Consider the following 25,431-nt stretch of genomic DNA (forward strand, 5'->3'; position numbering starts at 1 on the left):
TATCTGCCGGCGCTTACACGCCTGCCGGGACTTACACGCCTGCTGGGACGGGAACTGCCTCGGCCTCAACCGGCTTGCGGACAGCCCAGCGCTTGAGGGCAATTACAAGGAGCGCGGTGATGACCACACCGACAGCGATCGACAGGAAGAACAACAGGAAGTTGTCGATTGCGAAGAATACGAAGATGCCACCGTGCGGAGCTTTGGACGTGACCGCGAAGGCCATGGACAGGGCACCGGTTACGGCGCCACCCACCATGCTGGCGGGGATGACGCGAAGCGGGTCAGCAGCTGCGAACGGGATGGCGCCCTCGGAGATGAAGGATGCACCCAGAAGCCAGGCGGCCTTTCCGTTTTCACGCTCAGCCAAGGAGAACAGTTTCTTGTCCAGCACGGTAGCCAGGGCCATGGCGAGCGGCGGAACCATGCCTGCTGCCATCACGGCGGCCATGATCTGCCACGGTGCCTGGTTTGCCACCGTTGCCGTGCCGAGGCCCGCAACAGCGAAGGAGTACGCAACCTTGTTGACAGGACCACCAAGGTCGAAGCACATCATGAGGCCCAGGATGATGCCGAGGACGATTGCGCCTGCGCCGGTGAGGCCCGAAAGGCCGGTGTTCAGTGCCTTGGTCAGTGCCACGATCGGAGCACCAAGGATCAGGAACATCAGGCCGGAGGCCACGAGGGAGGCGAGCAACGGAATAATGACCACAGGCATCAGGCCACGCAGCCAGCGGGGAACATCGAGCTTGCCGATCTGGAAGGCGATGTAGCCGGCCAGCAGACCGCCAACAATGGCCCCGAGGAAGCCTGCGCCCATGAACCCGGATACAGCGCCGGCAACAAAACCGGGGGCAATGCCGGGACGGTCAGCGATGGCGTAGGCGATGTAGCCGGCCAACGCGGGAACCAGGAATCCGAGGGACAGTGCGCCGATCTTGAACAGCACAGCACCGATGTAGGCGCCGAGCGGACCCCAGGCGTTGTCCGGGAACTCGGTGGGCAGGTTGAAGATGCTGTTCTGAACCAGCATCTTGTCAGCGAAGCCGGTGATTTCGTAACCGCCAAGCAGGAAGCCGATCGCAATCAGCAGGCCGCCACCGGCGACGAACGGGATCATGTACGAAACACCGGTGAGGAGTGCGCGCTTGAGCTTCTGGCCGATGTGCTCGCCCTTTTCCTCAGCAGCACGCTCGGCCTGCTCTTCGGCACCGAAGTGCGGGACGCGGCGGGCGTGCGGGTCATCCGCAGCAGCCAACGCTTCCTGGACCATCTTGGTGGGTTCATCGATGCCGCGCTTAACCGGAGCGTTGATGACCGGCTTGCCGGCGAAGCGCTCCTTGCCACGGACGTCCACGTCGACAGCGAAAATCACTGCGTCAGCAGCGGCAATGATGGCCGGATCCAGCGGCTTGGCGCCGGAGGAACCCTGCGTCTCAACCTGGAGATCCACGCCCATTTCCTGGGCCGCGGCAACCAGTGAGTCAGCAGCCATGTAGGTGTGAGCGATGCCGGTGGGGCACGCTGTAACGGCGACGATGCGCTTGGGTCCGGCAGCCGCCGTCGTGGTTGATCCGGCAGTGGCCCCAGCGGCAGCGGGTGCCGCAGCAGCTTCGGTGGCCGGAGCAGCTGCAGCTGCAGCGGGCTTGTCCGCCAAGGCCCCATCAACGAGGTCCACGATGTCCTGCTCAGTGGCTGCCGCGCGCAACGCTGCCGTGAAGTCCTTCTTGATGAGGGAGCGGGCCAGCTTGGAGAGCAACTTCAGGTGCTCCTGGTCAGCGCCGTCCGGGGCGGCAATGAAGAAGATGAGGTCCGCCGGGCCGTCCTTGGCGCCGAAGTCCACCTTGTGGGACAGGCGGGCCATGGCAAGGGCGGGCTCGGTGACTGCGGCCGAGCGGCAGTGCGGAATCGCTATGCCGCCGGGGACTCCGGTAGCGGTTTTCTGCTCGCGGGCGAAGGCATCAGTGAAGAGCCCTTCAACCTCGGTAGCACGGCCAGCAGCGGCGACTTTGCCGGCCAGGACGCGGATGACGTCGGCAGGGGAGTCGCCCAGGTTCTGGTCGAGGATGACCAATTGGGGTGTGATCAGCTGGGTCACTGTTAGTCCTTCTGGAGGGCCGTGATGGTTACGGCGTTGGGGGTTGTCTGGTGGACTGCAGGGACAGTGGAGCCCGGCAGCGAAGCAGCAGCGGCACCATGTGCCACGGCCTGACGAAGGCAGTCCTGGGCGGAACCGCCTTGGATAGCAGCCAGCAAGTAGCCGGCCAGTGCAGAATCCCCGGCGCCCACCGTGCTGACGGCCTGGATGGGAGGATGCGTGGCAAGCCACGCCCCATCGGCCGTCACCAGGATTGCGCCCTTGGATCCGAGTGTTGCCAGAACGGCGCCCACGCCGCTTTCGACGACGGCGGCAGCAGCTTGGGCGGCTCGTGCCGGGTCGGCTTCCAGTTCCTCGGCGGTGGAGACAATGGCGAAGCCGGCAGCGGCTGCGAGCTCTGCGAGCTCTTCGGCGTTGGGCTTGAGGAGATCGGGTTTTCCTGCGGCATCGCCTTTCAAAGCTGCCGCAAGCGGGGCCCCGGAAGAGTCGATGGCGATGCCGGGGATGGCCGATCCATCGGTGTTCGACCGGAGCCGACGAGCGATTGTGGCGTAGAAATCCGCGGGCACTCCTGGTGGGAGCGAGCCTGCGAGAACCACCCAGCTGGCGCCACGGGAGCGCTCCAGCAGCAGCCCGATCAGGGCTTCCTGCTGTTCGTCGCTCAGCTCCGGGCCGGGTTCGTTGATCTTGGTGGTGACGCCATCCGGTTCGGTGAGGGTGACGTTGCTGCGTAGCGCCTGACCGATGGGCAGGGCAGCGAACGGCACACCGGCGTCGTGCAGTCCGGAAAGTACCGGATCCGAGTCAGCGCCTGGAAGGACGGCAAGTGTTTCGAGGCCGGAAGCCACCAGGGCGCGGGAAACATTGACGCCTTTTCCGCCCGACTCCTGGTGGACGGCGACGGCACGCTGTACCTCGCCGCGGGCCAGTGGTGCCGGAAGCTCCACCGTGCGGTCCAGGCTTGGGTTGGCCGTGAGTGTGACGATCATGCGATCACCACGTCAACGCCGGCTTCGGCCAGGGCTGCACTGAGTTCAGCGGAGGGTTCACTGTCTGTAATCAAAGTGTCAACATCCTTCAGGGTGGCGAACTGGACCAATGTCTCGGCGTCCAGCTTGGAAGAATCGGCCAATGCCACAACGCGGCGGGCTGACTTGACGAAGGCGGCTTTTACCGCGGCTTCTTCAGGATCGGGCGTGCTGAGCCCGAAGGTGGCGTGGATGCCGTTTGCGCCGACGAAGGCGATGTCAGGACGAAGCCTGAAAGCGGCCTCCACTGTGGACTGTCCGACAGCGGCCTGGGTCAGCCCGCGTACCCGGCCACCCAGGATCTGAAGGGCGATGCCCGCTGTGGAGGAAAGCTTGCCGGCAATGGGAATGGCGTGGGTGATGACCACGAGTTCTTCGTTGCCGTTGGCTGCGGGCGTCCGCTGCGCGAGCAGGTCTGCCAGGGTCTCGGTTGTGGAGCCTGCGTCCAGCAGGATGCTGCCCGTGGTGAGTTCCGGAATCAGGGCGAGCGCGGCAGCTGCGATGCGGTGTTTCTCGGATTGGCGCTGGATGGCGCGCTCCAGGATGCTTTCCTCGCGGGTACTCAAGCGGTCCGAGGGGACAGCCCCACCATGAACGCGGCGCAGGCTCCCCGAAACTTCGAGAGCTGCGAGATCACGGCGGATGGTCTCCGTGGTGATGCTGAAACGGTCGGCGAGGTCAGTGACGCTCACCCGTCCGCGCTCTGCGACGAGTGCGGAGATCAGTTGTTGGCGCTCTTCAGCGAACACTTACCCTCCATTGCGGTAAAGCCATTTGTCAGTGCAGCCCATCAGGTGACTGCTGTCACAACGATGTGGAATTGCTTGACTCTATCTTTGTTTGTGTTGGTAAGTCAATAGAAACCAACATAAACAAAGATCGGATGGGGGTTGGCTGTTCAGTACGGCGTTGAGGCTGGCTGGCTTCGGGGCGCGCCAAAGTTCGGGCACGCCAAAGCTTCGGGCACGCGAAAGGGCATGCCACACTCCCTGTAGTGCGGCATGCCCTCCTTCGGGTCCTGACTGGGGGATTTGCCAGGATCCGGTCTATGGGGCTGGAAACCTCCTAAAGAGGCGGTTGTCCAGGCGGTTGTCCAGTATCTGGCCGCGCCGGTGGAGACGGCACTGTTGGCCCCGGCGTCGGGTCCGGGACCGGGGGAGGCCCTGGTTCCGGCAAGGGAACCGGCTCCGGTGTGGGTCCCGGTTCCCTGGTGGGATCTTTCCTGGTGGGATCCGGTTGCGAAGGGTCCGGCGGGAAGTCACTCAAGGTCAAACGCCCCGTAGGTGCGTGGTACGCCGATGAAGTTCGCGCGCGACGCTGGGCGAGTACCTGCTGATGTCCCACCCGGAGCCTGGGTAGTCGATCGGAAGATTGTCCGGGTCCGGCGGATCCGGAAGCTTGTGCTTTCTAACCGGCCTGTGATCAGTCCCGGTAACTGGAGACTCGTCCTTCTTTGAATCGGTCTGCATGTTTTCCCTTCCTGTTCCTCTACCTCTGTTAAAACTGGTTTCGTTGCTAGGGGGCGTGATTACCGCATCTAGTCCGGGATTTCCATGCGGAAGCCGCACGGGCAGCGGAGGATGCGGGTATTGATGATGACCTCGTACATGCGTAGTTGGCCCCCAGGCTTCAGGACAAGCGGGGCCTGGATCCGCCGTAGCTCGCAACTACTGGTCCTCATGGGTTCCCCACAATGCAAGTACTGGCCCCCGAACTGCAGTACTCCCTGGGAAACCCCGGGGCGGTTCAGGACGACAGCCACTCTTTGTACCGTGGCGGTCTGGTCGTAGGAGTAATTGCAGGCGTGGCATTCGTAGGCCACATCTACCGTGTTGGGGGAGGGAGGATAGTGCGATTGGATCGAATCCACCACCAAATGTTGGTCAGTATTGCAGCGTGTACACCATAGGGGGTCGTCTGGTTGGTGGGCTTCGTCGGGAACTCTTGACTCGGGCTGGGCCGACATGGGATTTACCTCTGCATTGTTAATGCGGGGTGCCCGTCTGCATGAGCTGTAAAGCCTGTCCGCCAATGCGGACTCTAGCTAGATTGTGCACATAGGTGCACGGCAGATGCAAGGATTCTGGAGCTTGTTCTTCCGGGAGTGACGAGTTGGCTCCGGACGATCGTAAACTGAATCATGGACGAAATGCACGTTGATTTTGCGGTGCCGGACGATGTCCCAGCGCCGCGGGATACTGTCCCATCGCTTGACGATGTTTCGGTGCCTGAACAACTTCAGGACTTGGTGATCGACAGCGATGATGTAGCAGGATTCCTGCATGATCTTGCCGTCTTCTCCGCGGCCTCCGTCTCCGAAGCCGTAGGCCTGGACGTCCTGTGCGGCATCACTTTGAGCAGGCGACGCCGCACTGCAACCGTGGCCGGAAGTACCCATGAAGCGAGGCTGATCGATGAAGTTCAGCAAGCTTACGGCGATGGCCCCTGCCTGGAGGCCATGCGCACCCATGCCACGGTGCATGTGCCCGATACCTCCAAGGAGGAAAGGTGGTCCGAGTACTGTACTGTCATCGCGGAACGGGGGCACCTGTCGGCCCTTTGCGTCCCGCTGGAATTGGATGAGGGGGCTACGGCAGCCCTGAACTTCTTCGCCCCGACGGCCAATGTCTACGATGACGAGACAATCCGGAATTGTGAGTTGTACGCCAGCCAGGCCGAGCGTTCACTGAGGTTGGCCGTGAGGATCGGCGTCAAGCAGCAGCATGCCGAGGATCTTCAGGCGGCAATGCAGTCCAGGACAGTGATTGACTTGGCGTGCGGCATCATTATGGGCCAAAACCGCTGTAGCCAGGATGAGGCCTTCAGGATCCTCACCAAGGCTTCCAACGGTCGCAACCAAAAACTCAGGGACGTGGCTGAGCAGCTCATCAAGGCTGTGGCGGCCGAAGCTCCCGTAGCGCACTTTGAGCCCTAAGGGCTGTCGCCCGCGTTTTCATCCCACCGTTAGGACCTGTGACGGACCTTGCACACTTGTGACGCCCGCCACTGATGAACTACATTCATAGGTGGGTTAAGCAGATAGCCCTTGGAGACTCATGACCTGAAGCCATCCAAGATGGTCCAAGAACTGCACCTTAAGCTGTGGCCACAATCGGCCGGCTCGCCGCGTGCATCCATGCAGGCCTCCTCGAGGAGCAATCAGCTTCTCCCGACGCGATTCAATATGTTGTCGGAACCCACCTCGCGGTGGATACGTGCATAAAGGAGAATGGCAATGACGCTTGGATCCCCTATTCCCGCCCCTAAACCCATGGTTGGGGCGAAACCCGCAACTTTTGACACCGCCACACGGCCTTGGTGCACTGTTTGCAATACTGATTCGTACATTTTTGTTGAGACCGTCGTAGAAGCAGAACCAAACCAGTCCGAAATCGTTGAAGTCAGCTATACCTGCAGTGAGTGCGATACGTTTTACGCCCACCCCGTGCCCCTGGTTGAACTAGTACCGGAGATCCAAGCCGAATTCCTGTCTACGTCCGCATCCGGCCTGTGGTTCAGCTGCACGCATTGCGGCGAGCCCATGACGTTGGGACGCCCCTCGGAGAGCATCATCGAGCCACCCCGTAGCACCGACGACCCGGACGGCCCGAGCCTGTTCGAGGTCTATCTGCAAACGCAGGTGCTCCATTGCCGCTGCGGTTTCCAGATGGAGGTTCCGCGCCACGTGGGATAACCGCGGCATCTAATTTCGTTACTGCGGGGAGGGTAGCTATGCGTACGTTTGGCGTCGAGGAAGAGTTGCTGATCGCAGATCCCGTTGACGGGATGCCGCTTCCGCTTGCTGCCGGCATTCTGGACATAGCTGCCCAACCCCACATGAACGCGGCAACTTATCCGGAAGCCGGGGATTCCCTCAAGTCCGAGTTCAAACAGGAACAGATTGAGGTGAATTCCCGGCCTTGCCGGACAGCAGCGGAGCTTCGCGACGAGATCCGCCTTGGCCGGGCATTGGCCGACTCGGCTGCGCGGACCTTGGGCGCCAGGGTGGCAGCCTTGGCCACACCCCCCGAATTCCATGCGACGCCCACCCTGGGCAATCAACGCTACGCAACCATGGGCACCGAGTTCGGCCTTATTTCGCGCGAGCAGCTAACCTGCGGATTCCACGTCCACGTGGCGATCGAATCGCCGGATGAAGGCGTGGGCGTCCTGGACAGGATGCGCCAATGGCTGCCTGTGCTCCTTGCATTGAGTGCCAATTCTCCGTTTTGGATGGGCTCCGACACAGGCTTTGCCAGTTACCGGACCCAAATTTGGAACAGGTGGCCCACGGCCGGGCCAATGGATGTCTTCGGTTCGGCAGAAGGCTACCGCGGGGTGCTCGCGAACCTCCTGGGCACAGGCGTCCCCTTGGACGAGGGCATGATCTACTTCGATGCCCGCCTTTCCAGAGGCCATCCCACTGTTGAACTCCGCATCGCAGACGTCTGCCTGTACGCCGAAGACGCACTCACCATCGCGGTGATTGCCCGGGCTTTGGTGGAGACCGCGGCGACACAATGGCGGAAGGGGGAGCCGCCGTCGGACGCTTTGACCAGCCTGTTGCGCATGGCCAACTGGCGGTCCAGCCGCTTTGGCATCAACGATCAACTGATACACCCGATGGACCACCGGCCCTATCCTGCTGCAGATGTAGCGGGGGCCTTGTTGAGGCACGTACGCGGGGCGCTGACTAGATCCGGGGACCTGGCCCTCGCACGGTCCGGCGTGGCGAAGATCCTGCGCCGCGGCACGGGTGAACGTCTTCAACGTCAGGCTTACAACCGGCGGCTCAGGCTCTCCGATGTCGTTTCCGCCGCCATCGCCTCGACGCACGAGTACGGCGAACGCTCAAGCGCTGGCCTGTTGAGCCACTGATTGGTGGCTGCGGAACCGGGAAAAGCACCCACATTCCGCGGAAAGTACGACGACCTGCGGAAAGCACGACGGCGGCAGGCCCGGTAAGTGCGCCGGGTACCCGCCGTCGTCGTGCTGATACTGGGGCGTTAGCCCTGGTTGATGCGGATCATGTTCCCTGATGGATCGCGGAAGGCGCAGTCGCGGGGACCCCAAGGCTGCACAATCGGCTCCTGGAGCACTTCGGCACCCGACGCGCGCAGCCTTTCAAAGGTGGCATCGAGATCGTCCGTGTTGAAGACGAGCATGGGCATGACGCCTTTGGTGAGCAGCTCCTGGATGGCGTCGCCATCAGCCTGGGAGCGGCCGGCGTGCGGAGGGGAAAGAACGAGTTCGAGGTCCGGCTGGGCATCGCTGCCCAGGGTGACCCAGCGCTGGCCGTCCGAGCCGACGTCGTTCCGGACTTCCAGGCCGAGGGCGTCGCGGTAGAAGGCGAGCGACTCATCGACATCGTTGACGGTGACGTGTGCGTACTTCAATGAAATGTTCATGTCTCACACGCTATTGCAGCTGTGAGACCGGCGCTTCTTCAATCCTGCTCAGGTTCTTACTGCCGTTTCTTTCAGGGCGCGTTTGCTGCTTCGCGATGCAGGTGGGCATCGCCTTCACTGCATGGTGCTCGCGCGAGCGGTATTCGCTGGGCGTTACGCCGACGATCTCCGTGAAGCGTGAACTGAAGGAGCCCAAGGATGTACAGCCCACCTCCATGCAAGCATCGGTAACGCTGGTTCCGGCCCGCAGCAGGGCCATGGCACGTTCGATGCGCCGGGTCATGAGGTAGTTGTAGGGAGATTCACCGTACGCGGCCTTGAACTGGCGGGAGAAATGCGCGGGGGACATGAGGGCGCCGGCCCGCCATGGTGGGCACATCCAAAGGCCGCGCGTACTCGCGATCGATGAAATCGCGGGCGCGCCGCAGATGGGCCAGGTTGGCCAGTTCCTGCGGTGTCATGGGGCCAGTCTACTAGGCTCGTTCCATGGATTCAGTGGTCTGGTCGAAGCCCGAAAACCAGCGCGGGGGCACCCCGTTGCTGGTGATGATGCATGGCTACGGAACCAGCGAGCAGCGCATGGTGGACCTGTTTCCGTTTCTTCCCGCGGAATTCACCTGTGCGGCCCTTCGCGGCCCGAAGGAAATTGGCGACCACTACGGTTGGTTCCTCCTGGACTACTTCCTGACTAACGACTTCGCCGACGTCATCACTTCAACCAACTCCGTTTTCAACTGGATCAATACCGTGAAAGAGAACCACAGCAGCGTCAGCCTGCTCGGCTACTCGCAGGGAATGGCCATGGCCAGCACGCTCCTGCGGCTGCGGCCCCACGCTTTCAAGGCAACGGTTGGCCTGTCTGGGTTCGTCCTGGAAAACGACCTCCTGGCGCTCAGCGAATCCTTCGATTCGCCTCCGCCGTTCTTTTGGGGCCGCGACAAGGCGGACCCGGTGATCAATGAAGACGCCATCGCCCACACTGAAGAGTGGCTACACGCGAACGTTGCCCTGACGGCGCGGACGTACCCGGGGATGGGGCACAGGATCGAGCCTGCGGAGCTGGTGGATGTCAGCGCGTTCCTTCGGTACTACGTTTTGAACGGGCACTGAGGGTTTTGAACGGGCACTGAGGGTTTTGAACGGGCACTGACGGTCTTGAACGGGCACTGACGGTGAACGGGAGCTTGGGGGCAGGCTCCGGATTAGACGGCATCAGCCCCTCAGAATCAACCTTTCCGTGAGATTCGCGTCACAAATTCGCATTCGACCACACACTATTGAATGACAAAATTGTAAGCGCTTACACTTTTGGCTTGCGGCCGCCCCAATGTGGGAGCTCTCCCCGGGTGCAGTGCCGTTATCCCAACGTGTAGTCGAGTATGGAAAGGGTTGAGGCCGTGTTGCATGGTTAGGACTCACAGGGTGACAATCCAGGACGTCGCAGTCCTCTCCGGATTGTCCATTTGTACGGTGTCCAGGGCTCTGAGGAATCTCCCCAACGTTTCCGAAAAGGCCCAACGGCAAGTGGCGGAAGCCGCAAACAAGCTGGGCTACAAAGCCTCGGCAGCAGCATCCAGACTGGCGGGTGGCAGCACGGGTTCCGTGGCCATCATCGCCCCCACCGCTACAGCCTGGTTCTTCGCGCAGGCGGTGGAAGCGGCGGAAGAGGTCTTCGGCGACAGCGGCTACGACACCGTCCTGATCAGCCTTCGCAACAAGACCAGCGTGCGTAAGCAGGTTTTCGGCGATCTTGAACGGTTGGCGCAAAGGGTGGACGGGCTGCTCCTGCTCAATGTTGACCTCGACCCCGGGGAAGTGGAAGCCTTGGAGGCTTCCGGGCTGCCAGTCGCCAGCGTGGGCATGCGGAATGTTCCGTGGGACAATGTTGGTATCGATGACGAGCACGCAGCTTGGCAGGCCACCCAACACCTGCTGGGGCTGGGCCATTGGGACTTGGCCGTTCTCTCGAGCAATGAACACTCCGTTGTGACTGAGACCCCACGGTTCCACGGCTTCAGGCGTGCACTGGATGAACACCACCTCACCGTCCACCCGGACCTTGTGGTGGCTGCCGGGCCAAGCATCGACGACGGCCGCCGGGCAATGACCGAACTCATCACCCGCGGCGCACGGCCCACTGCAGTGTTCGCCCATTGTGACGAAGCAGCGTTCGGCGCGCTGATGGCCTTGCGGGAGCATGGCCTGTCCGTGCCCAAGAACGTTTCCGTGATCGGAATCGATGACCACCCCATGGGCTGGTTCCTTGGACTGAGCACTGTGGCGCAACCCGTTGCCGACCAAGGTGCCTTCGCCGCGAACCTGCTGTGCGAACGACTTTTGAATACAGATCCCCCCAACCCACCCTCCAACCACCTGCTCGATACCAAGCTCATCGAACGCAAAACCACGCGCCACAAGCGCTGAACGGAACTATGCACATGACTGATCTTCGTAATGCCTGGACTGGTGCTTCGGCGCTCTTGTTCGACCTCGACGGCGTGCTGACGCCCACTGCCGTGGTACACGAGCAAGCCTGGCAGGAGCTGTTCGACTCCTACCTCGCCGATGCCGGGCACCCGCAGGGATACCAGGAAAGCGACTACTTCGATCACATCGACGGCAAGCCACGCTTCGACGGCGTCCGGGACTTCCTGACCTCGCGCGGCATCACGCTGCCGGAAGGTCCGCTGGATGATGCCGCCACGAACGAAACCGTGCAGGGCCTGGGAAACCGCAAGAACGCAATCTTCAACGAGATCGTGGACACCCGCGGCGTCGAGCCCTTCCCCGGCTCGGTCAAGTTCATCAACGCCGCGCTTGAGCTGGGACTCAAGGTTGCCGTCGTGTCCTCTTCGAGGAACGCCCCCGCCGTACTGAAGGCAGCTGGACTTGACCACCACTTCACGGTGGTCGTCGATGGCCAGGTGGCCGCCGCCGTCGGACTTCCGGGCAAGCCTGACCCGGCCACGTTCACCTACGCTGCGTCCCTGCTGGACGTCCCCACCCAGGAATGCATCGTGGTGGAAGACGCCGTTTCCGGCGTGCAGGCCGGCAGTGCCGGCAACTTCCAGGCCGTCATCGGCGTGGACCGCGGCGCTGGCCGCCAAACACTGCTCGACGCCGGCGCCACCCTTGTGGTCGACGACCTCATCGATCTTCTCTGACCCTACTTTTCGAAGGACCTCTTTAGCCCATGGCATTCATCAGCTCTGATCGGCTGCGCTTTCCCTGCGAGCCTTGGAAGCTCGTGGAAAGTATCCACGTCCCCGGTGACGAGGGAACCCTGGAAACGCTGTTCGCCCTTGGCAACGGCCACCTTGGCGTCCGTGGCGCCCATTCCACGCGTGGCGACGGCGAACTTCCCGGCACGTTCATCAACGGCTTCCACGAAATCTGGGACATCAAGCACGCCGAGAATGCGTACGGCTTTGCGCGTACGGGCCAGCGGATTGTGTACGTCCCGGACGCCAACAATTTCACGGTATCAATCGATGGCGAGGCCCTGAGCCTGGCCGAATCCACGGTGCTGGACTATCACCGAAATGTGGACTTCTCCACAGGCGTCTATGAGGAAACCACCACCTGGGCTTGCCGCTCCGGGGCTACGGTCACCACGGTGGAGCGCCGCGCTGTCGGGTTCGATTCGCGCGGATGTCTTGGCCTGGAACTGACCGTGAGCGCTGACCGCGACGTGTCCGCGGACATCGTTTCCGGCGTCGTGAACCGCCAGGACCAGCCTGTGGAGGACCACTCGGTCCATGACCCCAGGCGATCCGGCCGGCACGCCGGCCGTGTCCTGTTGCCGCTGCACCTCCAGGGCGCCGATGGCTCCCTGCGCCTGGCATGGGAGACCTCCGAATCCCGCCAGCGCATCGCGATGGCCGTGGACCACTGGATCTCCGCGGAAGGCCAGCCCTTCGAGACTGTCGTGGCCGAGGACGAATCGTCCGTCCGCTACGTCCTGGCCATCAACAGCGGTGAAGCGTTCCGCCTGGAGAAAACGGTCAGCTACGTCGTGGCCGGGCGCACCCTGACGGACGATGACGACGGCGGCGAGAGCCTGACGGCGGACGCCGAGGCAAACCTGGTGCCGTTCTCCGAAATCCTCGCGCAGAGCCAGGCCCACTACAGCCAGTACTGGACAACCGCGGACGTGGCAATCGGCGGCCAGCCCGAACTCCAGCAGGCCGTGCGGTGGGCCCTCTTTCAGCTGGCGCAGGCAACAGCCCGCGCCGGGGTCGCCGGCATTCCTGCGAAGGGCGTAAGTGGCTCCGGCTACGAGGGCCACTACTTCTGGGACCAAGAGGTCTACCTGCTCCCTTATCTGACGTACACCAATCCCGACGGTGCACGGAAAGTGCTCGAATCACGGCACGCCATGCTTCCGGACGCGCGTGTCCGCGCCAAGGAACTCAGTGTGGACGGCGCCCTGTTCCCGTGGCGAACCATCAATGGCCTGGAAGCGAGTGCCTACTACGCCGCCGGAACAGCACAATTCCACATCGCAGCGGCCATCGCGTTTGCCGCCAACCGCTACGAGTGGGCCAGCGGCGACGCCAGCTTCCGCGCCGACATCGGTGCCGACCTGCTCATTGAGACGGCGCGCATGTGGGTCTCCCTGGGCTTCTTCGGAAAGGATGGCCTCTTCCACATCCACGGCGTCACCGGGCCCGATGAATACACCGCCGTGGTCAACGACAACCTCTACACCAACGTCATGGCACGGTTTAACCTCCGTGCTGCGGCTGCCTTGGAACACGAGGGCATCGCTGACACGGAACGCTTGGTGTGGCGCCAAGCTGCCGAGCGCATGTCCCTCCCTTATGATCCCCACTTGGAGGTCTTCAGCCAGGACAACGACTTCATGACTTTGGAGCCATGGGATTGGAATACGCCCAAGTCCAAGTACCCTCTCCTGCTGAACTTCCACCCGTTGGTGATCTACCGGCACCAGGTCCTTAAGCAGGCCGATACCGTTCTAGCCATGTTCCTCCAGTGGCAGGACTTCTCAGCCGAGGAAAAGCAGCGTGCCTTCGACTTCTACGATCCCATCACCACCGGCGACTCCACCCTGTCCGCCTGCGTGCAGGGCATCATGGCTGCCGAAGTTGGGTATGGCGACGTCGCACTGAAGCATTTCACCGAAGCCTTGTTCATTGACCTGGACAACTCACACGGCAACACGATCGATGGCGTCCACATCGCGTCCACCGGCGGAATTTGGAGCTCACTGGTCTGCGGTTTCGCCGGAATGCGTGACCAGGGCGAGGTACTGCGCTTCGATCCGCGGCTGCCAGTGGAGTGGGACGGCCTCTCCTTCCGGCTCAAGGTGCGTGGTCGCTTGCTGTCTGTTGAACTCATTCAGGGATCCATCGCGCTGGCGCTCGTTACCGGCTCAGGCTACAGCGATGAACCACTGCCGATTCGGGTTCGGGATCACGACGTCACAGTCAGCGCGGACACCATCACGGTGCCGCTGGAGACTGTACCCGTCCCGCCGCCGTCGATCTTTCCCAGCGTCTTCCCGACGACAGGACTGCCAATCGTTCGGGCATAGGCCGGCACGGCTCTTTGGGTCGGTTGCAGTATTAGCGGTTGTTCCCCCGTGGGAGCAACCGCTAATGCGACTCAGTGAGGCGAGGGAAACGTCGATGTGTGGTCCTCGATGAGGCCACTCGCTGCGATTTCCCTCAGCGTGTAAATAGCTTTGGCTGCTGCGCCTTTGTCCCTATAAGTGACGGTTAGCGCGAGTTCGATCCCGTCATCATCGACGAGGCGTACCCTGCAGTCGCCGCCAATGGCGTCAACGACTTCGAAATGCCCCGCCATTAAGCGGCACCCGGCTGCATTGCCTCTGCCGTATCTGTTTCGGCCCCCTGCGTGTTGGCCCCTTGCTGATGACCAAATGCGCGACGCCGATCCAACTCGTTGTTGATGAGCTCCAGAAGCGCTTGGGCCGGCTCGGACAAATGATGGGTATCGGCCGAGCCCAGCTGATCGCAATGGATGAGGACGTGGCGGATGCGTTCAAGCTCGCGGGATGGAACCAAAGGCCAACGGTGGAACAGTTGCCGTACGGCTATCGCCCCGAGGAGGGCGTCGGGTTTGTTGGGCGCGACATGGTGTCCAGCTGCCCTTCGTCGAGCGACAGCAGCCGCGGAAGGCGCGACTCCATGTGCGAGGAGAATCTCGGATTTGAGGGAATTGGGGGCCATGCGGACCTCCCGAAATAGTGCGAGGGAAGCCGGCTGCGTGACTTTCAATCAAGCTTACAGAATGTGAGTTATGTCATGTCAATCATTACGTGATCTGCAACAGAGGCAGGATGGGTTCGGGCGTTGGTGCGGGCAGGCTGGCCATCCCCAGCCTGCACTCCGGTTGGGATTGTTAGGCTGGAACGCATGAATCGCCGCCTTGCAACATTGTCCGCCGTGCCCCTCTTCCTCCTCCTCGCCGGCTGCGGCTCCGTGCAGGAAGCCGCCGGGAATGCTGCCAGCGATGCAGCCTCGAAGGTAGCCACTGCTGCTGCCGAGGAAGTCAACAAACAAATTTGTGCTGTGGTCCAGGACGGTTTGGTGAGTGTTGAGGACAAGCAGGTACTCAGTGGGCTGGTCACTGCTGCCCGCACCGCCGGTGTTCCGGCTGAAATCACGACTCCGCTAAACCAGATTGCTGAGGCTGGCGACGACGTCCCGACTGAGTCGGTCCAGGCATTGAAGGAAGCTTGTTCGGCATAGCCCCTGTTCGACATGGTCCTGGTTCTTCATAGCCCTGGTTCGACATGGTCCTCGTACCGGCATCCGCTCCGGTGTCAGTTCCAACTGGTGCGGTGCAGCACGTCGTTTTCCAGCCGCATCCCAGCCATGGAGAAGTGGGAGGCTGGCGAAGCTGGTGACCATGACGCTGTTTCGGGCGCCTCTGCCGGCACGGGTAAAGGAGGCGCCGGTGAAGTAGGTGCCGGTGAAGGCGGTGCTGGTGAAATTGCCGGAAAGCGCGTGTGGCCTGGCAGTGGTGGGGCTTTGGATTGGTAGGTGTGGCCGGTGGGGGTGCTGATTTCGAGGTGATGTCGGCTGCCGGGGATTGTTTTTGCGTTGCGGCCGGGGTTTTCTTTGGTGTGGTTGCAGGCTTCGCAGAGCCCGGCGCCGTTTTCCAGGCTGGTGGGTCCGCCGTTGTGCCAGGGGATGATGTGGTCGATGTGGCGGATTGGCGCGTCGCAGTAGGGTGTGCGGCAGGTGTCGTCCCGGGTTTGGATGAAGCGTCTCATCCCGGGTGGGAAGAGCCGGGTTTTGGAGTCCATGGCCAGTAGTTCGCCGCTGGCGGGGGCTGTGTAGAGCCGGCGGAGGTAGACGTTGAATGCCTTATCTTCCGTGGACTCCGGGCTCACCTCGGATTGTGCTCCGGTGAGGAGGGTTCTGGCCCACCCGGCGGGGATGGTTCCGTAGCCTTGGAGCCGTGCTGGTTCGGTGTCGGCTTGGAAGAGGGTGCGGTCGGTCATGACGAGCTGGATATTGATGGCGCTGATGCCGCCGGGGGTGCCGGTGAGGCGTTGGACGAGGGTGTCGGCCATGACTTGTCCGCGGGTGCGGGTGTCTCCGCCGGCGCGTGCCGAGTCGGCGGCCCGGGTGAGGGCGGTGTAGGCGGCGACGCCTTGGGCTGCCGGGAGCAGGGCGGTGAGGATGGTCATGGTGTCCGGGGCTGGGCGGAGGCTGACGTGTCGTTCGGACGCTGCCCGGGCCGCGCGTTGGGTGACGGTGCGTGGGTCGCGGCGGTAGGCGGCGGCTCGTGCGAGGGCGGTGATGGTCTTGTCGCCGGCGCCGTTGAAGGTTCCGGTGTCGGGGGCGAGTTCCTGATCTACGGCGGCGCGGTCTTCGATGGAGAGGCAGGCTGTTTCCTTCACGAGCAGGGTGGCCCGCCATTCGTTCAGTTGTCCGGTTTCCAGGGCGGCCATGGTGCGGGGCATCTCGGACACGAGGGCTTTGGCGAGTCCGAGGAGGCGGGAACCGCGGTTGGGTGATTCCCGCCGGGCGAGGGCGATCTGCGCGCCGACGCCCTGGCCGAGGTCCGGGGAGGGGTCGCCGGTGGCGGTCTGTTCGCGGCGCTGGGCCAGGTCAAACGCGACCGCTGTCCGCGCCTGCAACGCCGCGATCGCTGATTTCGCGTCTTCCAGTCCGCGAATCTGATCGATCAACTCGTTGCTGTCCGCGCTGACCCGGAAAGAGCCCAGCACGGCCAGCAGCTCCTGAACCCCAGAGCCACCAGGCACAGGCAATGAAACAGGCACGGCGGAAACCGCCGTAGCTGTTTGGCTCTCTCCGTTCCGCTCCATACCCATACTTTGGCACCACTGCTTTTCGTTAGGGACCTGCCAACATGCCTATGTGGAAAACCCTCGAAATCTTGTTCAGGATCGTCCGAATCGTGCCTCCCTGTGTTCACTCAGCGCAGTGAATTAGGATCAGATGCTAGGGAAACAAGCTTCACGCTTATCGAAGGATCATGGGATGGACGCAAACGGCCACGCTAAGGGCTATTGGTATGGCAAGGACCCCGGGCAGAAAGCCCTTGCCGTTGATGTCCTGAATGCCCTCCGGGATTATCGTGTCTCGGAACAGGCCATGCGTAGGCGGACCCGTTCGGCCATGGGCATGGGTGAAAAGGACCTCTTGGCCTTGCGGTACCTTTTCGAAGCGGAAGCGGCGGGCAAGGTGATGAAACCCAAGGACCTGGGCGATCGCTTGGGCATAACGTCCGCGTCAATGACCACCCTGATCGATCGTTTGGTGGAATCCGGACACATCCGGCGGGAACCGCATCCGTCGGATCGTCGGGCCTTGATTCTGCGGCCTACAGCAGGTTCGGACCAGGAAGTCAGGCACACACTGGGCGGAATGCATCGCCGGATTTTGGACGTCGCAAGCGCGCTGAGCCCGGAAGAAGCACGCGTGGTGATGGACTTTCTTGAGCACATGCGCCAGGCCGTGGACATGATCGACGAAGACCCAACTGATGAACAACCCCAGGGCCCGGAATCCAACTCTTCATGACGTCAGGTTCCACTGCAGGATCAGTATCAGCGTGACCAGGAAACCCGATCCGTAGTTGAGCCAGATGAAACGGCGCCATGCAGTGTTGGTGCGTGCCGCCGTCGTATCCGTGACGTTCCACCAGGGAGCGCAATTGGCGATATATGGGACGGCGATTGCCGCTGCGAGCGGCGCGGGCCACGGGGTGGCGAGCATGGCGAGACCCGCAACAAGCCAGAGTACGACGGCGAGCCGCACCGTTCGCCGGGCACCGAAGACTGTCGCTATGGAAGCGATATTTGCCTGCCGGTCCGGTTCGATGTCCTGGACGGCTCCAAACGCGTGAGCCGCCATGCCCCACAAGAAGAATGCGGCGAGCAGGATCATCAGTCCCGGCGTCATCTCGGCACCAGCCAACGTCAGAGCCACGACGGCGGGACTCACGAAGTGAGTACTCGACGTCAGTGAGTCCAGGACAGGACGTTCCTTGAATCGTAGTCCCGCCACGGAATAGGCGACCACGGCGAAGGCGCTCACAGCGATGCCCAGCCAAGTAGCGGGGCCACCCGCAACCGCCAGCACCACAAGGAATGGCACATTGGTGATGGCGGCGAGCCATAGCATTGGCCGGTGCAACCTCGGTTGAAGCAGGGCGCCTTCAATGCCGCCTTTTCGAGGGTTTTGCAGGTCCGAGGCGTAGTCGAACACATCGTTGATCCCGTACATCGCCAGATTGTAGGGGATGAGGAAATACAGCGTGCCGACCACCAGTACCCAGTTGACCTCTCGGGTGGTCAGGAACATCGCTGCAGCGAACGGATATGCCGTGTTGATCCAACTAATGGGGCGTGACGCGAGCAGGGCTTGGGGGATGAGACCTTTGAGGTTTCTGCGCGGTGCCGCCTCCCGCCCCCGCGTCAACCAAACCCAGAGCCCGGGAAGAACCAGCACGCCCGCCAAGGGGTAGGCGAAGTCCTCTACCGGCGCCAGCCCGATCTTCAGGCCCAGAATGTGTGAGGCGTCGTAGTGGAAGAGCTCCATCCCGATCATCACGGAGTCGAATACAGCCGTCAGCACCGCCAGGGCCCCGAAGGCAAGGCCAGTCGCCTTCCAATGCTGCCTGGCTTCGCTGGAGTTGGCGCCCTTCCGGACACAAACCACGCCCACAACGGCCGCTGCCGCAACGAACACGAGTGAGAGCCATAGGTAAGTCATAGGTTCTTCTTCTCAAGTCGCCGATCCTCAAGCCGCTGATCCTCAAGCCGCCGGTCGCCCTCACGAGGCAGCATGGAGTGGGCAAGCATCTTCCGCGCTCCTGTATAAAGCACCATCGTGCACAGCACCAGGAACAGCAGGAAGACAGGCTCTTCAAGGGGCAATTGCGGTCCGAGCATCACCCCGGTTGCGATTGCGCCCTCACCCCGCAGGAAGATTCCCAAACCGATTCCGGCCAGGTCCCAGCCGAGCAGGAACAAAACCCCGACGGCGGTCACGATCGCCGCAGCTCTGGCGTCGCGCCAGAAGAACAGTCGGAACCGGTGGTCCAGCAGCAGCATGCACATAGTGCCGATCAGCAGCACAGCAAGATAGACCATTCCCATCAGGGCAACCTGCCGGCGGTACGCTTCATGCGGCTGGGGTCGATAACGGTGGGCCCGGGGCTGTTGTCACCGCGAATCCTTTTCAGAACCAGTTCCGCACTGATGAGGCACATGGGCACGCCTACGCCTGGTGCGGTGGTGGCACCGGCATAGAACAGTCCCGTCACCCGCTTGGAAGCATTCTGGGCACGGAACATCGCGCTCTGTCCCAGGGTGTGTGCCGGGCCGAGCATGCCCCCGCGCCAGGAGTTGTAGTCGCGGGAGAAATCTCCGGGTCCGATGGTCTGCCGGACCACGATCCGTTCTCGGAGATCAGGAATGTTGGCCCATTCCGCGATCTGGTCGACGGCGGCGTCGGCAGTCCTCTCGATGAGGGAGTCGCCCGCGCCGTCCGGCCCGCCTGATCCGATCCCGGGGTCCGCGGGTATGGGGATCAGCACAAAGAGGTTCTCGTGCTCCGGCGGGGCAACGCCTGGGTCTGTGGCGCTGGGTTTGCAAACATAGATGGAAGCGGGATCCGGGATGCTGGGCTGATTGCCGAAGATCGACTGGAAGTTCGCTTGCCAGTCCCTGGTGAAGAACAAGGAGTGGTGCGGGAGTCCGGGCAACCGCCCCTTCACACCGAGCATCACCAGCACGGCACCAGGGCCGCTGGTTCGGCGCTGCCACCACGTGGCCGGATAACTCTGGTCCTCAGCGGCCAACAGGGCAGTTTCCGTATGGTGCAGATCCGCACCGGAAACCACGATGTCGGCAACGCTGAAATGCTCACTGCCGTGCTTCTCCCGCCAGCGGACGCCGGTCACCTCGCGTTTGGTGGTTCCAGGCAATCGACGACGGCGGCCCAAGCCGCCCAGATGCCCCTTGCCTCCGGCCCGGGCTGCTTCGCGGGTGGTGATCTGGACGACCTCCGCGCCGGTCTGGATGCGTACGCCAGCTTCACGTGCCAACGCTTCGAGACGCTCCACGAGCTGTGTGAAGCCCCCCATGGGGTACTGGACGCCGTCGCCAAGATCCAGTGCGCTCATCAAGTGGTACATGGCCGGCGCCTCAGCAGGATTGGTGCCCAGGAAGACGGCCGGGTAACCCAGGACCTGACGCAGCACAGGGTGGTGAAAACGCTGGGAGACAAACTTTTCCAGCGGAGTGAGCAGGAGGCGGGCCAGCTCCGGCAGGGCGCGCAGGATCTCGGGCTGCAGGAGTGATTGCAGCTTGGTGAAGGGGTTATAGAGGAAGAAGCGTTCAGCCATGTCGGAGGTGTGCTTTGCCGAAGCCAGATAGGTTGCGAGGCGCTGTGCGCTCCCTGGTTCAACCCGCTCGAACGTCCGCATGACTTGTTCACTGCCCAGTGGGATAGTGAGCGGATCCTGCCGCCCGTTGTCGTGCTTTGGTTCAGTGAACACACGGTAGGCGGGATTGAGTGTTTGAAGATCGAGCTGTTCCGCTGTGCTGGTTCCCAGCAGGCCGAAAAAGTGGTCAAAGACGCCAGGCATTAAGTACCACGACGGTCCGGTGTCGAAGCGAAAACCGTTCCGCTCCAACGTTCCGGCTCGCCCTCCCACGTGGTCGAGCCGCTCCAGAAGTTGCACCTCATGCCCTTCCCGCGCCAGGAGGGCGGCGGTGGCAAGCCCAGCAATGCCACCACCGATCACGACTGTCCGGGTCATTCGCGGCCGCATCATCATCGGGGCTCCAGCCAGGTTGCTGCGACTGCCCTGGCCGCGAGTCCTGCCTTGAAAACGTCAGGGACACGCACGCGGGACCGGTAGAGCTCGTCAATGTTTGTCTGTTCTATGCGGCGCGTCAGGGCAGCAAACAACGCCAGCGCACTTCTGACTGCGGCCCGGGCGTCATGCGGAAGAAGGGGAATGACGGCGTTGGCATCGTCCAATTGGGCGCGGATCGTCTTCACCCATTCCAGACGATCCCGGTCCTCAAGGTGGTCTGCCACACCCAGATAGTTGCGGCCCAGCCGGGCCGTGTCATCGGAGAGGTCGCGCAGGAAGTTGATGTTCTGGAAAGCAGCGCCCAACCTGCTGGCGCCATACCGCAAAGCCGCGGCATCGCCGTCGTTGATGTTCTCCCCGCGCATGAAGACGCGAAGGCACATCAGCCCAACCACCTCGGCGGAACCGTACACGTACCCCTGATGAGCCCCGGCATCAAAGCGGAGAGGAACGGCGCGCGTTGGCGTGCGCTCGCCGAGGTCCGTGCGCATTGAGGCGAAAAAGGGGTCAATCAGGGACTCATCTATCCCCGCAGCCCGTGCCGTCTGGGCGAAGGCGTGGATGATGAGATCGCTGCTGTAGCCGATCCGGAGCGCCCTATGGGTTTCATCGATGAAGTGGTCCAAGGCGTCGTTTTGCTGTTGGTGGCTCAGGCCGGCTTCGGCAGTGACGCCGTCAACGAGTTCATCGGCCACACGCACCAAAGCGTAGATGTTGCGAACATGCTGCCGGTGGCGGGGTCCAAGGATCCGGGTTGCGAGCCCGAATGAGGTGGAGTAGGCAGCAATGACCTGGTTTGCGGCGCGTTCGGCCGTCCGCGTGAAATGCGTGAAGGACGTCTCGATATCGATGCTCATGATTGGCGTCCTTCCAGTTGTGCGGCGAGATCGATCAAGACATTGCGTGCGGCTTCCGGAATGTTTGCTGCGTGACGCCTTAGGATTTCGTGGAAATCTGCCAGTTGCTCCTGGATCAGGCCTTGGACGAAGGCCTCGGCCCCGCAGTCGCTGAGCTGCCGCCGTACGTGTTCCGCCTGCGGGCCGCTGAGTTCGGACCGGCCAAACCAAGGCTCAATCGCCGGCCAGGCGCTGGTCATTCGCGCATAAGCAATGATGGCTGTTTGTTTGCCTTCACGTAGATCGGAAAAGGGATCCTTGCCGTGCTGGCGGGGATCCCCGAAGGTGGACAGGAAGTCGTCCTGGAGTTGGAAAGCCAGACCAAGATGGCGGCCCGCCGTGGCGAGGACCGATTCCATGGAAGGTTCAGCACCAGCCAGGGCGGCGGCCGCGCGAAGCGGAAGTTCGAAGGTGTAGGTGGCGGTCTTGTAGCCGCACATCAGGAGGATTGTCTCGAGTTCGGGGGCGATGACGCCGTCGCCCAGGCCAACATCTAGTTGCTCTCCGGCCACTGTCTCGTTGATCGTGTGTTCAAGAAGATCGAGGAGCCGGAGACGCAGAGGGTGGGGCAGGTTCGCCCTTGCGAAGGCCTGATGGGTGGCGGCCAGCAACAGATCGCCCATCAGGATTCCGCCCGTGCGGGCCCAATGGAGTATTGCCAGTTCTCCGGGCTGGCTATCGGCGTGGGGGAGTCCGGCTTCCGTCAGGAGGGACCCGATCAGGTTTGGCCTGCCGCGGCGGACGAGGTCGCCGTCGATCACGTCATCATGCAGGAGGAAGGCGTAATGAAGGAGCTCGACGGCGGCCGCGATGCTGATGGCGGTCTGCCGGTCTGGATGATGATCGGGGCGCATCCGGGGCTCTTGCAGGGCGTCGTACATTTCCATGAGGAGCAGCGGGCGGACGAATTTCCCGCCGAGCACGTTCTCGCCGGCAATGGCCCAAAGCCGGGCAAAACGGGGACCGTAGGGGGCCGCTGCAAGGGCTCTGCCGGACATAAGTCCACCCAGTTCGTCCTCGATGGCGGAGCAGAGATCGGTTCTGCTGCGGTCAGTCTTGATGCGCGTGGCACTGGACGTGACAGTCATGCTTGTGCTCCGAGCGCCAGGGCCTGGGCCTCGACGAGCCGGGGAAATTGCAGTGCCAGCCATGGGCTGAAGGCAGCAGGAGTCCTGTCCAAGGCTTCTGCAAGGAGTCCCGGCGACATCCAGGCGTAGTCAGACACTTCCAGCGGATTTGGCCGGAGCGTTCCCAGGACCCGGGCCACGTAGACAGGGCAAAGCTCATTCTCGACGATGCCCGAGGGGTCCACGGCGCGGTAACGGAAGTCAGGGAGAATCAACTCGATCCGCCGCACGTCCACTCCCAGTTCATAGTGCGCGCGACGGAGAACAGCGTCCTCGGGGTCCTCGCCGGGAGCCGGATGCCCGCAAAAGCTGTTGGTCCACACCCCTGGCCACGTCGTCTTCTCGGGGGAGCGGCGTGTGAGGAGGAGCTCGCCGAGGTCATTGAGCAAGTAGCAGGAAAAGGCAAGATGCAGTGGAGTTTGCTGGGTGTGGACTGCTGCTTTGGAGGTTTCGCCGATGGGCCTGCCGGCGTCGTCGAGAAGGACGACCATTTCTGTCGCGTTCATTCTTTGCCTTCCTCCGGCCCCTCGAACGTGGAGATCACTCCATTATTGCTAGACAAGCTAGCTAGAAGGCTACCATGTATGCAGTTAGGTGTAACATACTCAGAATGAACAGACCGGATGAAATCGAAGCCTCGGTTTCCACCGGCATGTACGACATGGACGTCAACGATCCCGGGCGTGAACTGGTAGACCGTGAGGGGCTATCCCGTGACGATGTCCGGCAGATCAGCCAACTCATGGCCTCGCTTGAAAGGTTGCGTGAGGCCGAACAGCGGCTCTCCGAAACCTCGCTGAAAATCATGAAGGTCAACCACTCGGATATGCGGGCCCTGCACTATCTGATCGTTAGCGCCAATAGTGGAGTCATTGCCACCCCGGGCGCCATTGCTGCACATCTGGGCATTTCGACGGCGTCCACCACCAAACTTCTTGACCGGCTGGAACGCGCGGGGCACATCGCAAGACAAGCGCACCCCACGGACAGGCGGGCCCTTGCGATCGCGATCACCCCTGAAACGCACGAGACGGCCATGCGGACCGTAGGGCGCCAGCAAGCCCGGCGTTTTCTGGCCGCCGCCCGCCTGACTCCAGAGGAGCGTGAAACCGTGATGCGCTTCCTGGATGACATGGCCAGGGAGCTTTCTGTGGGGGACGGTGCGGTTTAGTGCTTTAGGAATGGCCGGTGATAGTCAGTGTAATGAGCACTATGTTCAGCCCGACGATCAAAGTTGCACTCGTCCAGCCTGCTATCTTCAATGGCTTGGAGTCCGCATGGATGCCCATGACTTCCCGCTTGCCGGTGAGTCTTATGAGCGGGATCAGCGCGAAAGGAATACCAAAGCTCAGCAGGACCTGGCTCAGCACCAGGGCCAGGGTGGGCTCAACGCCTGCTCCCAGAACGATCAATGCCGGAATGAGGGTGATCACGCGGCGGGTCAGCAAGGGGATGCGTACTTTTAGCAGGCCGCCCATGATGGTTGCACCGGCATAGCAGCCTACCGATGTCGATGCGAGGCCGGAGGCCAACAAGCCGATTGCGAACACGACGCCGATAGCCGGACCAAGTGCCGACGTCACGGCCGCATGGGCACCGGCAATCGTGTCTGTTCCCTCAATGCCCCGGAGGCTGGAGGCGGCCAGCAGGAGCATCGAAATGTTCACCACACCGGCAAGCAAAAGGGCGCCCACAACGTCAACGCGGGTTGCGCGGATCAGCCGCGTCCGCACCGCCGGGTTTTCAGAAAAGCCGTGCCGATCCCGGGCCAAGGCCGAGTGCAGGTAGATTGCATGCGGCATCACTGTGGCACCGAGCATGCTTGCTGCCAACAGGACTGTATCGGTGCCCTCAAAGCGGGGGAGCAAACCGCCCAGTGCGCCTCCGGCGTCCGGAGGGTTGACGAACAGGCCGGATACAAACCCGACGGCAATGATTCCCAGCAATACCAGGATCGCGTACTCGAAGGAGCGCTGGCCGCGGCGGGACTGCAGCGCCAAGAGCATCATTGATGCGAGGCCAACGATGATGCCGCCAGCCAGCAGGGGTAGCCCGAACAAGAGATTGAGCGCAACCGCACCGCCAATCACCTCGGCCATGTCCGTGGCGCCGGCTACGATCTCGGCCTGCGCCCAGTAAAGACGCCGGCGCCTGGTGCCAAGCCGCTTGCCGAGAATCTCCGGAAGGCTCAGGCCGGTAGCCAGGCCAAGCTTCGCTGATTGGTACTGCACAAGGACTGCCATGGCGTTGGCTGCAACCAGCACCCACACCAGTAAATATCCGTAATTGGCTCCGGCCGTCAGGTTTGCGGCCACATTGCCGGGATCGACGTACGCGATCGCCGCCACGAAAGCAGGGCCAAGCAGGAGTAGCCGCGACCATAGCTTTGCTGGTGCGGGTCGTCTTTGCAGGGTGGGGACGGCCAATGTCTTATCCTCGTCTTCGCGGAGATCTGTTCTGAGGATAACCGAAAGTTAGGCATGCCGAAAAGTGTTCTTTAGGCGCACCGCCTCGGAGGCATCA

The 25,431-nt window shown here is 62.3% G+C and carries 26 protein-coding genes and 1 pseudogene; 10 read left to right on the forward strand and 17 right to left on the reverse strand.

The window, feature by feature from the left end:
• Positions 1 to 31: 31 nt before the first annotated feature.
• From LDP01_RS19785 to LDP01_RS19805, 5 genes are all read right to left on the reverse strand, one after another.
• Positions 32 to 2,098, reverse strand: coding sequence for a PTS fructose transporter subunit IIABC (locus LDP01_RS19785; protein WP_224094788.1), 2,067 nt, complete (start codon positions 2,096 to 2,098; stop codon positions 32 to 34).
• 2 nt (positions 2,099 to 2,100) lie between these two features.
• On the reverse strand, positions 2,101 to 3,087 hold the full coding sequence (locus LDP01_RS19790) for a 1-phosphofructokinase family hexose kinase (RefSeq protein WP_224094790.1): 987 nt from the start codon (positions 3,085 to 3,087) through the stop codon (positions 2,101 to 2,103).
• Positions 3,084 to 3,875 (reverse strand): DeoR/GlpR family DNA-binding transcription regulator, encoded by a 792-nt coding sequence (locus tag LDP01_RS19795; protein WP_224094793.1) that lies wholly within the window; start codon positions 3,873 to 3,875, stop codon positions 3,084 to 3,086. Before LDP01_RS19795 ends, LDP01_RS19790 begins: the two co-directional genes overlap by 4 nt.
• Positions 3,876 to 4,394: 519 nt before the next feature.
• Positions 4,395 to 4,595, reverse strand: coding sequence for a hypothetical protein (locus LDP01_RS19800; RefSeq protein ID WP_224094795.1), 201 nt, complete (start codon positions 4,593 to 4,595; stop codon positions 4,395 to 4,397).
• Positions 4,596 to 4,663: 68 nt separating this feature from the next.
• Positions 4,664 to 4,996, reverse strand: coding sequence for a hypothetical protein (locus LDP01_RS19805; RefSeq protein WP_224094797.1), 333 nt, complete (start codon positions 4,994 to 4,996; stop codon positions 4,664 to 4,666).
• Between the two features lie 270 nt (positions 4,997 to 5,266).
• Here LDP01_RS19805 and LDP01_RS19810 point away from each other — a divergent pair, with 270 nt between their 5' ends.
• The 3 genes from LDP01_RS19810 (at position 5,267) to LDP01_RS19820 (ending at position 8,004) form a co-directional block, all read left to right on the forward strand.
• A complete protein-coding gene (locus tag LDP01_RS19810) occupies positions 5,267 to 6,061 on the forward strand; it encodes a GAF and ANTAR domain-containing protein (RefSeq protein ID WP_224094799.1) in 795 nt (264 codons plus the stop codon).
• 300 nt (positions 6,062 to 6,361) lie between these two features.
• Positions 6,362 to 6,820, forward strand: coding sequence for a hypothetical protein (locus LDP01_RS19815; RefSeq protein ID WP_224094801.1), 459 nt, complete (start codon positions 6,362 to 6,364; stop codon positions 6,818 to 6,820).
• 38 nt (positions 6,821 to 6,858) lie between these two features.
• Positions 6,859 to 8,004 carry a glutamate--cysteine ligase 2 gene (locus LDP01_RS19820; protein WP_224094802.1) on the forward strand — a complete coding sequence of 382 codons (1,146 nt, stop codon included), beginning with the start codon at positions 6,859 to 6,861 and terminating at the stop codon, positions 8,002 to 8,004.
• Between the two features lie 128 nt (positions 8,005 to 8,132).
• Here the strand turns inward: LDP01_RS19820 and LDP01_RS19825 are convergent, their stop codons facing one another.
• Positions 8,133 to 8,534, reverse strand: a complete 402-nt coding sequence (locus LDP01_RS19825; RefSeq protein WP_224094804.1) for a VOC family protein — start codon at positions 8,532 to 8,534, stop codon at positions 8,133 to 8,135.
• A 10-nt stretch (positions 8,535 to 8,544) separates the two neighbouring features.
• A pseudogene (locus LDP01_RS19830) lies at positions 8,545 to 8,995 on the reverse strand (helix-turn-helix transcriptional regulator).
• A 25-nt stretch (positions 8,996 to 9,020) separates the two neighbouring features.
• On the opposite strand from LDP01_RS19830, the gene LDP01_RS19835 reads away from it, so the two are divergent.
• The 4 genes from LDP01_RS19835 (at position 9,021) to LDP01_RS19850 (ending at position 14,091) form a co-directional block, all read left to right on the forward strand.
• On the forward strand, positions 9,021 to 9,644 hold the full coding sequence (locus LDP01_RS19835; RefSeq protein ID WP_224094806.1) for an alpha/beta hydrolase: 624 nt from the start codon (positions 9,021 to 9,023) through the stop codon (positions 9,642 to 9,644).
• A gap of 312 nt (positions 9,645 to 9,956) precedes the next feature.
• On the forward strand, positions 9,957 to 10,958 hold the full coding sequence (locus LDP01_RS19840; RefSeq protein ID WP_224094808.1) for a LacI family DNA-binding transcriptional regulator: 1,002 nt from the start codon (positions 9,957 to 9,959) through the stop codon (positions 10,956 to 10,958).
• 8 nt (positions 10,959 to 10,966) lie between these two features.
• Positions 10,967 to 11,698 (forward strand): HAD family hydrolase, encoded by a 732-nt coding sequence (locus LDP01_RS19845; protein WP_224094810.1) that lies wholly within the window; start codon positions 10,967 to 10,969, stop codon positions 11,696 to 11,698.
• Positions 11,699 to 11,727: 29 nt separating this feature from the next.
• Positions 11,728 to 14,091, forward strand: coding sequence for a glycoside hydrolase family 65 protein (locus LDP01_RS19850; protein ID WP_224094812.1), 2,364 nt, complete (start codon positions 11,728 to 11,730; stop codon positions 14,089 to 14,091).
• A gap of 71 nt (positions 14,092 to 14,162) precedes the next feature.
• Here LDP01_RS19850 and LDP01_RS19855 read toward each other — a convergent pair whose 3' ends face one another.
• Both LDP01_RS19855 and LDP01_RS19860 read right to left on the reverse strand, forming a co-directional pair.
• Positions 14,163 to 14,363, reverse strand: coding sequence for a YegP family protein (locus tag LDP01_RS19855; protein ID WP_224094814.1), 201 nt, complete (start codon positions 14,361 to 14,363; stop codon positions 14,163 to 14,165).
• Positions 14,363 to 14,749, reverse strand: a complete 387-nt coding sequence (locus LDP01_RS19860; RefSeq protein WP_224094816.1) for a hypothetical protein — start codon at positions 14,747 to 14,749, stop codon at positions 14,363 to 14,365. The genes LDP01_RS19855 and LDP01_RS19860 overlap by 1 nt, the downstream gene beginning before the upstream one ends.
• A gap of 186 nt (positions 14,750 to 14,935) precedes the next feature.
• On the opposite strand from LDP01_RS19860, the gene LDP01_RS19865 reads away from it, so the two are divergent.
• The gene (locus tag LDP01_RS19865) at positions 14,936 to 15,271 is read left to right on the forward strand and encodes a hypothetical protein (protein WP_224094817.1); all 336 of its coding nucleotides are present in this window, start codon (positions 14,936 to 14,938) and stop codon (positions 15,269 to 15,271) included.
• Between the two features lie 74 nt (positions 15,272 to 15,345).
• On the opposite strand, the gene LDP01_RS19870 is transcribed toward LDP01_RS19865, so the two are convergent.
• Positions 15,346 to 16,860, reverse strand: coding sequence for an HNH endonuclease (locus tag LDP01_RS19870; protein WP_224094818.1), 1,515 nt, complete (start codon positions 16,858 to 16,860; stop codon positions 15,346 to 15,348).
• Positions 16,861 to 17,035: 175 nt separating this feature from the next.
• On the opposite strand from LDP01_RS19870, the gene LDP01_RS19875 reads away from it, so the two are divergent.
• Entirely contained in the window at positions 17,036 to 17,578 is a 543-nt protein-coding gene (locus LDP01_RS19875) for a MarR family winged helix-turn-helix transcriptional regulator (protein WP_224094819.1), read from the forward strand.
• On the opposite strand, the gene LDP01_RS19880 is transcribed toward LDP01_RS19875, so the two are convergent.
• Genes LDP01_RS19880 through idi form a run of 6 tightly spaced genes read right to left on the reverse strand, consistent with a single transcriptional unit; the run spans position 17,573 to position 23,414 of the window.
• A complete protein-coding gene (locus LDP01_RS19880; RefSeq protein ID WP_224094820.1) occupies positions 17,573 to 18,772 on the reverse strand; it encodes a prenyltransferase in 1,200 nt (399 codons plus the stop codon). The two genes, LDP01_RS19875 and LDP01_RS19880, sit on opposite strands and share 6 nt — an antisense overlap.
• Positions 18,769 to 19,158: a lycopene cyclase domain-containing protein gene (locus LDP01_RS19885; protein WP_224094821.1), complete on the reverse strand. Its 390-nt coding sequence runs from the start codon at positions 19,156 to 19,158 to the stop codon at positions 18,769 to 18,771. Before LDP01_RS19885 ends, LDP01_RS19880 begins: the two co-directional genes overlap by 4 nt.
• Positions 19,158 to 20,825: a phytoene desaturase family protein gene (crtI, locus tag LDP01_RS19890; RefSeq protein WP_224094822.1), complete on the reverse strand. Its 1,668-nt coding sequence runs from the start codon at positions 20,823 to 20,825 to the stop codon at positions 19,158 to 19,160. Before crtI ends, LDP01_RS19885 begins: the two co-directional genes overlap by 1 nt.
• A gap of 14 nt (positions 20,826 to 20,839) precedes the next feature.
• Positions 20,840 to 21,742, reverse strand: a complete 903-nt coding sequence (locus tag LDP01_RS19895) for a phytoene/squalene synthase family protein (protein ID WP_224094823.1) — start codon at positions 21,740 to 21,742, stop codon at positions 20,840 to 20,842.
• Positions 21,739 to 22,869 carry a polyprenyl synthetase family protein gene (locus tag LDP01_RS19900; RefSeq protein ID WP_224094824.1) on the reverse strand — a complete coding sequence of 377 codons (1,131 nt, stop codon included), beginning with the start codon at positions 22,867 to 22,869 and terminating at the stop codon, positions 21,739 to 21,741. The genes LDP01_RS19895 and LDP01_RS19900 overlap by 4 nt, the downstream gene beginning before the upstream one ends.
• The gene (gene idi, locus LDP01_RS19905) at positions 22,866 to 23,414 is read right to left on the reverse strand and encodes an isopentenyl-diphosphate Delta-isomerase (protein ID WP_224094825.1); all 549 of its coding nucleotides are present in this window, start codon (positions 23,412 to 23,414) and stop codon (positions 22,866 to 22,868) included. Before idi ends, LDP01_RS19900 begins: the two co-directional genes overlap by 4 nt.
• A gap of 104 nt (positions 23,415 to 23,518) precedes the next feature.
• On the opposite strand from idi, the gene LDP01_RS19910 reads away from it, so the two are divergent.
• Positions 23,519 to 24,079, forward strand: coding sequence for a MarR family winged helix-turn-helix transcriptional regulator (locus LDP01_RS19910; protein ID WP_224094826.1), 561 nt, complete (start codon positions 23,519 to 23,521; stop codon positions 24,077 to 24,079).
• Between the two features lie 4 nt (positions 24,080 to 24,083).
• Here LDP01_RS19910 and LDP01_RS19915 read toward each other — a convergent pair whose 3' ends face one another.
• The gene (locus tag LDP01_RS19915; protein ID WP_224094827.1) at positions 24,084 to 25,334 is read right to left on the reverse strand and encodes an Nramp family divalent metal transporter; all 1,251 of its coding nucleotides are present in this window, start codon (positions 25,332 to 25,334) and stop codon (positions 24,084 to 24,086) included.
• Positions 25,335 to 25,431 lie beyond the last annotated feature (97 nt).

This window comes from Arthrobacter sp. StoSoilB13, from assembly GCF_019977255.1.
GTDB lineage: Bacteria > Actinomycetota > Actinomycetes > Actinomycetales > Micrococcaceae > Arthrobacter.